The sequence below is a fragment of the Pseudomonas sp. GP01-A4 genome (assembly GCF_058780865.1).
Map to the genome: position 1 here is coordinate 1 of NZ_JBYSWF010000128.1, position 8458 is coordinate 8458.

Genomic DNA, 8458 nt, shown 5'->3' on the forward strand with positions numbered 1-8458 from the left:
CCGAGTGGTGGGGCAAGAGCGTTTTGCTTACTTTTGCGCTGTTCAAAAGTGAGCCGCTGTAAGAGCGGAACCAATAGCCGCCGTTACCGCAGCAACGGATATGTACTCAAACCTCACGCCCCCCAAGGCCGAGCTGTTGCCTGACCAACACTTCCCACACACATTGTCGTTTTCAGCAATCCCCCAACCCTCCAATCCCCCCTGTTTACAGCCCCAAAAACCCGGCATGCCTTGTGCAATGACCCAGTTCCCGGACTTTAGGCCTGACCCATCATGCAAGAACCCGCCCCTTACCCGCGACGATCCAGCCCGTTGCTCCTTATCGGCACCGCCACACTCTGCGGCCTGCTCCTGGGCTGTGGCCAAGGCAGCTCCACCGTCACACGCAGTGACCAGCCGGTAAAGGGCGGCACCCTCGTGTACGCCACCGACCGCGAACCCACCTGCCTCGACCCCCACGTGGCCGGCGACATGCCCCAGGTGTTCGTCGCCCAGCAGTACCTCGACTCGCTGGTCTCGATGGACGCCGACGGCCGCATCGGCCCCTGGCTCGCCAAGACCTGGGAAGTCTCCCCCGACGGCCTGACCTACACCTTCCACCTGCGCAACGACGTGCACTTCACCGACGGCACCCCGTTCAACGCCGCAGCGGTCAAGGCCAACCTCGACCACATGGCCAACCCCAAGACCCAATCCAGCACCGCAGGCGGCTACATCCGCCAATACCGCAGCACCGACGTGCTCGACGAATACACCGCAGTGGTGCACCTGGCTACGCCGTACGCGGCCTTTCTTGAAGTCCTCGCCCAAGGCTTCCTCGGCATCGAGTCCCCCACGGCATTGCTGCGCTCGCGCGATGTGAACTGCGAAAGCCCGGTCGGCAGCGGCCCGTTCAAGGTCGTGCGCTGGGACCGGCAAAGCCAGGTCGAGCTGGTGCGCAACCCCGACTACAACTGGGCGCCACCCACCGCCAAGCACCAGGGCCCGGCCTGGCTCGACCGGATCGTCTGGAAGTTCATCCAGGAACCTTCCGTGCGCTTCGCCTCGTTGCAGGCTGGCGAGGTCGACGTGATCGAAGCGTTGCCGCCCGAATCCCACGAGGCCGCTCGACGCAACCCGGACCTGACCCTGGTGATCGCCCAACGCCCCGGCAACCCCACCAACGGCACGCTGAACATTACCCGTGCGGCGTTCGATGACGTGCGAGTGCGCGAAGCCTTCGTGCGCAGCTCCGACATCGAGGGCGCGTTGAAGAGCGTGTACTTCAACGAATTCCCCCGCGCCGGCGGGCCGCTGAGCCCTGCCACGCGCTTTTACAGCCCGGAGTTCCAGCACGCCCAGGATTACGACCCGGCCCGGGCTGCGCAGTTACTCGACCAATCCGGTTGGACCCAGCGCGACAGCGAGGGCTACCGCACCAAGGACGGCAAGCGCCTGCAAGTTCACGTGGTGATGGGCAACCGCACGCCACCGTCGGAATACACCTTGTGGGAACAGGTGCAGGCCACCACCCGGCAGGTCGGCTTCGAGCTGATCGTCGACCAGATGAGTGACGTGCAGGCCACCAAACGCCAGGCCGACTGGGACTACGACATTCGCCTCGGCTACTGGAACACCAACACCGCCGACGTGCTGCGGATCATCTTCGGCAGTGAGTTCATCAGCCCGGCGGGTGTCGGTGGTTACCACCAGAACACCGCAGGCTTCAGTGACCCGGCGTTCGACACGCTGATCCGGCAAGCCCTCACCACCCAGGACAGCGAGCAGCGCCGGGCGCTGTATTACCAGGCGCAGAGAATCGCTTCCAGCCAGTACCTGCAATTGACCACCTACCCGCAAAGCACGCGGCTGGGTATCTACAAGACCACCCAGGGCGTGCGGCTGGAGCCGTCGCTGGCGGTGACTTATCTCTATGACGCATGGGTGAACAAATGAGCGACACATCACTTGCCAACCCACGGCGCGAGCGCCTGGCCCGGCTCGGCAAACGTGCGCTGTGGCGCCTTGCCGGCGGCGTGCTGGTGCTCTGGGCGGTGGCCACGCTGACGTTCTTTGCCTTGCGCCTGATGCCCGGCGATCCGGTGCAGGCGATCCTCGGCGGCCCGAGCGGCAACCCCACCCCCGAGACCATCGCCGAAGCCACCCGCGAGTACGGCCTCGACAAACCATTGGCGGTGCAATACGCGTTGTACCTTGGGCGACTGGTGCAGGGTGACCTGGGGGTTTCCTATTCCCAGCACCTGCCGGTGACCCGAGTGCTCGCCGAGCAATCCTGGCCGACCCTGGAGCTGACCCTGACCTCGCTCGCCCTGGCCTGGGTCCTGGTGCTGGCGCTGACGGTGCTGACCGCCGGGCGCCGCCGCTGGGTGGCCAGCCTGGCCTCGCTCGCGGAAACCCTGGCCGCCGCGCTGCCGCACTTCTGGCTGGGGATTCTGCTGCTGGCGGTGTTTGCGTTCGGCCTGCGGCTGTTCCCGCCGGCAGGCAGTGATGGCTGGCGCACCCTGGTGTTGCCGTCGTTCGCCCTGGCGATTCCGCTGGCCGGGTTTATCGCGCAGGTCACCCGTGAATCCCTGGATTTGACCCTCGACCAACCCTTCATCCTGACCGCCCGCACCCGTGGCCTGAGTGACTTCAACGTGCGCTTCAAACACGCGTTGCGCCACGCCGTGTTGCCGGGCATCTCGCTGTCGGGCTGGGCCATCGGCGCGCTGATCAGCGGTGCCGTGGTGATCGAAGTGATTTTTTCCCGCAAGGGCCTCGGCCGCCAGTTGTACCAGGCGGTGCAGGCCCAGGACCTGCCGCTGACCATCGGCATCAGCCTGGTGGTCGCCGCCGGTTACGTGCTCGCCAATATTCTGGTCGACCTGCTGTACCTGTGGGTCGACCCTCGCCAACAGGAGCTTCCAGCATGAGTGGCCTGACCCTGGAAACACCGCTGCCCGCGCTGCGGATTCAGCGCACCACTCGCACGCTGCGCCTCGGCCCGCTGTTGGCGATTACCTTTCTGTTGCTGGTGATCGTCGCGGCGCTGGTGCCGCAGTTGTTCGCCTACAGCGACCCGCTGGCCATCGTGCCCCGCGATGCGTTTCATTCGCCGAGCCTGGCCCACTGGTTCGGCACCGATCAGTCGGGGCGGGATATTTTTTCGCGGGTGATCCATGGCACCCGCCAGTCGTTGTTCATCGGCCTGGCAGCCACGGCGATTGCGATGACAATCGCCATTGTGCTTGGCCTGTTGGGCGGGCTGGGCGGCGCGCGGGTGGACCGCGGCGTGGGTTGGTTGCTGGAAGTGCTGTTTGCGTTTCCGAGCCTGATCCTGGCGCTGTTGTTCGTGGCGATTTTCGGCAGCGGCATCGGCCCGCTGATCGTCGCCACCGGGCTGGGCAGTGCACCGGGTTATGCGCGGATGGTCCGTGGCCAGGTGCTGGCGGTGCGCAACGCGGGCTATATCGAAGCCGCCCGGGCCCTCGGGCATCCGCCGCTGCGGATCATCCTGCGCCAGTTGCTGCCGAACGCCATGCGCCCGCTGATCGTGACCCTGACCATGGGCGTGGGCCAGGCGATTGTCTGGGCCTCGGCCCTGAGTTTTCTCGGCCTGGGCGCCCGTCCGCCGGCACCGGAGTGGGGGACCATGTTGTCCATGGGCCGCGACTTCATCGCCAACGCCTGGTGGCTGACGTTCTTCCCCGGGCTGTTCATCGTATTGACCACGCTGTCGACCACGGTCACTGGCCGTTACCTGCAACAACGCCTGGAGGGCCGTCTTTCATGAGCGACCAGAAACGCTTGATCGTTGAAGGGCTGTCCATCGAGTTTGCCGGGCAGTCGGTGGTGCGCAATCTGTCTTTCACCCTGGAGCCTGGCAAGACCCTGGCGCTGGTGGGCGAATCCGGCTCCGGTAAAAGCGTCACCGCCCGCAGCCTGATCGGCCTGGCGGGTGCGGGCGCGAAGGTTACGGCGCGCACCTTGAGCTATGACGGTGTGGATTTGCTCAGCCTGTCGGAACGCGGCTGGCGTCGTTTGCGTGGCAATGGCATCGGCTTCGTGTTGCAGGATGCACTGGTGTCCCTCGACCCGTTGCGGCCGGTGGGCAAGGAAATTCTCGAAGTGCTGGAGACCCATCGTTGGGGCGACCGTCGCAGCCGTGGCGAACGCGTCATCGAACTGCTGGACCTGGTGGGCGTACCCGAACCGCAACTGCGTGCGCGCCAGCGTCCTGATCAACTCTCCGGCGGCCTGCGCCAGCGTGCGCTGATTGCCAGCGCACTCGCATTGAACCCCGGCCTGGTGATTGCCGATGAACCGACCACGGCGCTGGATGCCACGGTGCAGGCGCAGATCCTGCAGGTATTGCAGCAGATCAAGGCCCGTGGCGATTCGCTGCTGATCATCAGCCATGACCTGGCAGTGGTCGCGCAATTGGCCGATGAGGTGCTGGTGCTGCGCCACGGCGAAGTGGTGGAGCAGGGGCCGATGGATCAGGTGCTGCTCAACCCCCGCCACGCCTACACCCGCTCGCTGCTGGATGCGGTGCCCGCCGAACATGCCCGGGGCACACGCTTGTCGCCGGAGCGCAGCAACGCTGTGGCGCAACCACGGCCCGGCGCGGATTCGCCGGTGTTGCTCAAGGCCTCCGGGCTGGGCAAGCGGTATGTCGGCCCCGATCAACAGTCGCGCCAGGTGGTGGATAACGTCAGCTTCGAGCTGCGCGCCGGTCGCACCCTGGGCATCGTCGGTGAATCCGGCTCCGGCAAAACCACCGTGGCACGCATCGCCCTCGGCTTGCTGCAACCGGATGCCGGTGAGGTGCGTTTTCTCGACCAGCCATGGGCCGCGGCAGGTACCGAGCGGGTCGAGGAAAAGACCCGCCGTGTGCATCGCCGGGATATCAGCGTGATTTATCAGGACCCGCTGAGTTCGTTCGACCCGCGCTGGACGGTGGGGCAGATCCTCAGTGATGCGCTGGACGTTGCCGGTATCGATGCCGAGCAACAGGCGGCCCGCGTGACACAGTTGCTCGACCAGGTACGCCTGGCGCCGCAATTGGCCGAGCGCCGACCGTTGCAACTGTCGGGTGGGCAGCGCCAGCGCGTGGCGATTGCCCGGGCGATTGCCAGCAACCCCAAAGTGATTATCTGCGACGAGCCGGTGTCGGCGCTGGACGTGTCGGTGCAGGCCCAGGTCCTGGATCTGCTGGCCGACCTGCAAGCCTCGCTGGGCCTGGCCTACCTGTTTATCTCCCACGACCTGGGGGTGATTCGCCACGTCAGCGACGAAGTGTTGGTGATGCGCCACGGCCAGGTGGTGGAAAGCGCCAGCGTCGAGACGTTGTTTGAATCGCCCCAGCACGAATACACCCGGCGCCTGCTGGGCGCGGTGCCACGCCTGCCAGGCAGCGGCAAGCAGTTGGTGGTGCCGGCCCTGGAGCCGGAAAACCCCGGCTGGCTGTTTGATGAATCGCGCCTGTGGAAAATCGCCATCTAGACCTGAATCAAGGAAGTGCCATGAGCAAGTTGTCTGCTGTACCCACGCCGCCGGTTGTAACGGTGGCCGAACTGAACGCCCGCGCCGACCGCATCCTGCCGCAGATTGCCGCCGGCGCTGCGCAACGTGAGCGTGACCGCCAACTGCCGTATGAGGCCGTGGCGCAGATCGCCCAGGCCGGGTTGTTTACCGTGCGGATTCCCAAGCGGTTTGGCGGCGCCGGTGGTTCGGTCAAGGACGTGATTGCCTTGCTGATTCGCATCGCCTCGGCCGACTCCAACGTGGCCCAGGCGCTGCGCCCCGGTTTCGGGTTTGTCGAAGGCCTGCTGGCGTCCCGCGCCGAGGGGGCGGAGGAGGAGCGCGAGCGTTGGTTCGGGCGCTACCTGCAAGGCGCCGTGATCGGCAATGCCGGCTGGGAAGTCGGCGGTGCCAACGGTTCGATCAGTGCGCGCATCGTGCGTGACGGCGAGCACTTTCGCGCTTGCGGCAGCAAGTACTACAGCACCGGTTCGTTGTATGCCGATTGGGTCAGCGCCGTCGCCCTGGACGAGAATGACCAGCCCGTGTCGTTCATCCTGCCGCGTGACCGCCAGGGCCTGGAGTTGCTGGATGATTTCGACGCCATGGGCCAGCGCCTGACCGCCAGTGGCACCACCCATCTGCATGATGTGCAGGTGTTGGCCAGCGAGATCCGCACCCGCACCGTCGAGGAAGGCAAGCGCACGATTGTCACGCCGTTCCTGCAAGTGTTCCTCGCGGCGGTGCAGGCCGGTATTGCGCGTAATGCCCTGAATGATGCGGTGACCTTTGCCAAGGAGCATGCGCGGCCGATCAAGCACAGCAGCGCCACGCGCTCGGTGGATGACCCGTACGTGGAACTGAGCGTGGGCGACGTCTCGGCCCGGGCCTTTACCGCCGAAGCGGTGGTGTTGCACGCGGCGGACTCCATTGACCGCGCCTGGGCTGCGGATCTTGATGCGGTGGCCGTCGACCAGGCGGCAGTGGACGTGGCCCAGGCGCAATACATCGCGGCGGAGTCGGCGCTCAAGGCCGCCGAGCTGGTGTTCGACGTGGGTGGCGCTTCCACCACCGGCCGTGCGCATAACCTGGACCGGCACTGGCGCAACGCGCGCACCGTGGCCAACCACAATCCCCGGCACTGGAAAGCCGCAGCCGTGGGCGCCTGGCAACTCAAGGGCACGCCGCCTCCGACATCGGGGCTGTTTTGAACAAAGCCCTCGACCTTTCACACCCCTTGGGCGAGGTGGGCTCCGGGCACGCGCGCCGGGTGCCAATGATCATCGGCTGTGCGCTGTTCATGGAATTGATCGACGCCACGGCGGTGCTCACGGCGCTGCCGCAGATGGCCCAGGATTTCGGCGAGCCCAGCGTGCGCATGAACCTGGTGGTGTCGCTGTACCTGCTGGCGGTGGCGCTGTTCGTGCCGGTCAGCGGCTGGGCGGCCGACCGGTTCGGGCCGCGTCGGGTGTTTATCAGCGCCATCGTGCTGTTCACCCTCGCGTCGGTGGCCTGTGCCTGCTCGGGCTCGTTGTTGCAACTGTCCCTGGCGCGTTTGGCCCAGGGTGCCTCGGGGGCGATGATGGTGCCGGTGGGGCAGGTGATCCTGCTGCGCTGGTCGGCGCGGGAAAACCTGCTGCGTGCCATGTCGTACCTGACGGTGGCGGCGCTGGTTGGGCCGCTGCTGGGCCCACCGTTGGGCGGGCTGTTGGTGACGGTGCTGTCGTGGCATTGGATCTTCCTGATCAACCTGCCGATCGGCGTGCTTGGGGTGATCCTGGTGCTGCGCTATATCCCGGACTATTCCGGGACGCCCGGCCAGCCATTGGACGTTCCCGGCTTGTTGCTCAGCGGTGTGGCATTGGGCGGACTGGTGTTCGGTTTCGAGGTGCTGGGCCACGGCCTGTTGCCGCGCCAGTGGGCGTTGCTGCTGATTGGCGGCGGGCTGTTGAGTGCCTGGCTGTATGTCCTGCATGCACGGCGGACGGCGTACCCGTTGATCGATTTTTCATTGTTGAAAATCCCGACCTTCGCGGTGAGCTTCTGGGGCGGCAACCTTATGCGCATCGGCAGCGCGTCACAGCCGTTTTTGCTGGTGTTGCTGTTCCAGCTGTGTTTCGGGCTTAACCCGTTGCAGGCGGGGCTGCTGAGCGTGGCCGGTGGCGTGGGTGCGTTGCTGATGAAAATGCTGGCGGTGCGGATTGTCAGCCGCTTCGGTTTCCGGCGCACCTTGATCGGCAATGCGGTGCTCACCGGTGCAACCATCCTGGCGTGCAGCCTGTTCGAGGTATCAACGCCTTACTGGATTGTAATACTGGTGTTATTTGGCAGCGGGATCATTCGTTCGCTGCAATTCAGCACCCTGGGGGCGTTGACCTATGCCGACGTGCCACCGGAACAATCCAGCCGCGCCAGCAGCCTGTCGGCGATGACCATTCAGTTGACGTTGAGTTTATCGGTGGGCATCGCGGCGGGGCTGCTCGGCTTGATCATGGCCGTACGCGGGCATGCCACGGTCGAGCAGAGTGATATCGCCTGGATCATGGCGGGTGCCGGATTGCTGTGTGCCTTGTCGGGGCTGGTTTATCGCAGGCTGTCGCCCCAGGCGGGCTCGGCGATTTATGCAAAACGCGCAGAGGGAATTGGATGATTCGTGCAGCACGTATCGAGGACGCAGGTGACATTGCCTCGGTGCATATTCGCAGTTGGCAGCAGGCTTATCGTGAACTGATGCCGGCGGATTACCTGGCTTCGCTGGAGGCGACGCAGCCTCGGCGTGAAGCCTTTTGGCGGCAGTCGATTGAGCAGGGGAGCGAAGCTGTGTTTGTCGCGCAGGTCGAGGGGCGTGTGGTGGGCTGGATTGTTGTCAGCTCGAGTCGTGATGAGGATGCTGATCCAGGCGTAACCGGTGAAGTGCAGGCGGTGTATGTGCTGGCCGAGCATTGGGGAACGGGGG

General features: G+C 65.3%; 7 protein-coding genes. All 7 read left to right on the top strand.

The annotated features are described in order from the left end of the window. The first annotated feature begins 273 nt into the window (after positions 1-273). Positions 274-1935: an ABC transporter substrate-binding protein gene (locus AC3WKX_RS33660; RefSeq protein WP_102606487.1), complete on the top strand. Its 1662-nt coding sequence runs from the start codon at positions 274-276 to the stop codon at positions 1933-1935. Further along, positions 1932-2912 (top strand): ABC transporter permease, encoded by a 981-nt coding sequence (locus AC3WKX_RS33665; RefSeq protein ID WP_003219850.1) that lies wholly within the window; start codon positions 1932-1934, stop codon positions 2910-2912. Before AC3WKX_RS33660 ends, AC3WKX_RS33665 begins: the two co-directional genes overlap by 4 nt. Continuing rightward, positions 2909-3772, top strand: a complete 864-nt coding sequence (locus AC3WKX_RS33670; protein ID WP_003219852.1) for an ABC transporter permease — start codon at positions 2909-2911, stop codon at positions 3770-3772. The genes AC3WKX_RS33665 and AC3WKX_RS33670 overlap by 4 nt, the downstream gene beginning before the upstream one ends. Further along, positions 3769-5484, top strand: a complete 1716-nt coding sequence (locus AC3WKX_RS33675; protein ID WP_102606488.1) for a dipeptide ABC transporter ATP-binding protein — start codon at positions 3769-3771, stop codon at positions 5482-5484. Before AC3WKX_RS33670 ends, AC3WKX_RS33675 begins: the two co-directional genes overlap by 4 nt. A 20-nt stretch (positions 5485-5504) precedes the next feature. Continuing rightward, the gene (locus tag AC3WKX_RS33680) at positions 5505-6713 is read left to right on the top strand and encodes an acyl-CoA dehydrogenase family protein (protein WP_008431174.1); all 1209 of its coding nucleotides are present in this window, start codon (positions 5505-5507) and stop codon (positions 6711-6713) included. Continuing rightward, positions 6710-8152 carry an MFS transporter gene (locus tag AC3WKX_RS33685; RefSeq protein ID WP_102368603.1) on the top strand — a complete coding sequence of 481 codons (1443 nt, stop codon included), beginning with the start codon at positions 6710-6712 and terminating at the stop codon, positions 8150-8152. The genes AC3WKX_RS33680 and AC3WKX_RS33685 overlap by 4 nt, the downstream gene beginning before the upstream one ends. Beyond that, positions 8149-8458: GNAT family N-acetyltransferase (locus tag AC3WKX_RS33690; RefSeq protein ID WP_146014674.1), on the top strand; the 310-nt coding region annotated here is incomplete at its 3' end. The genes AC3WKX_RS33685 and AC3WKX_RS33690, both read left to right, overlap by 4 nt.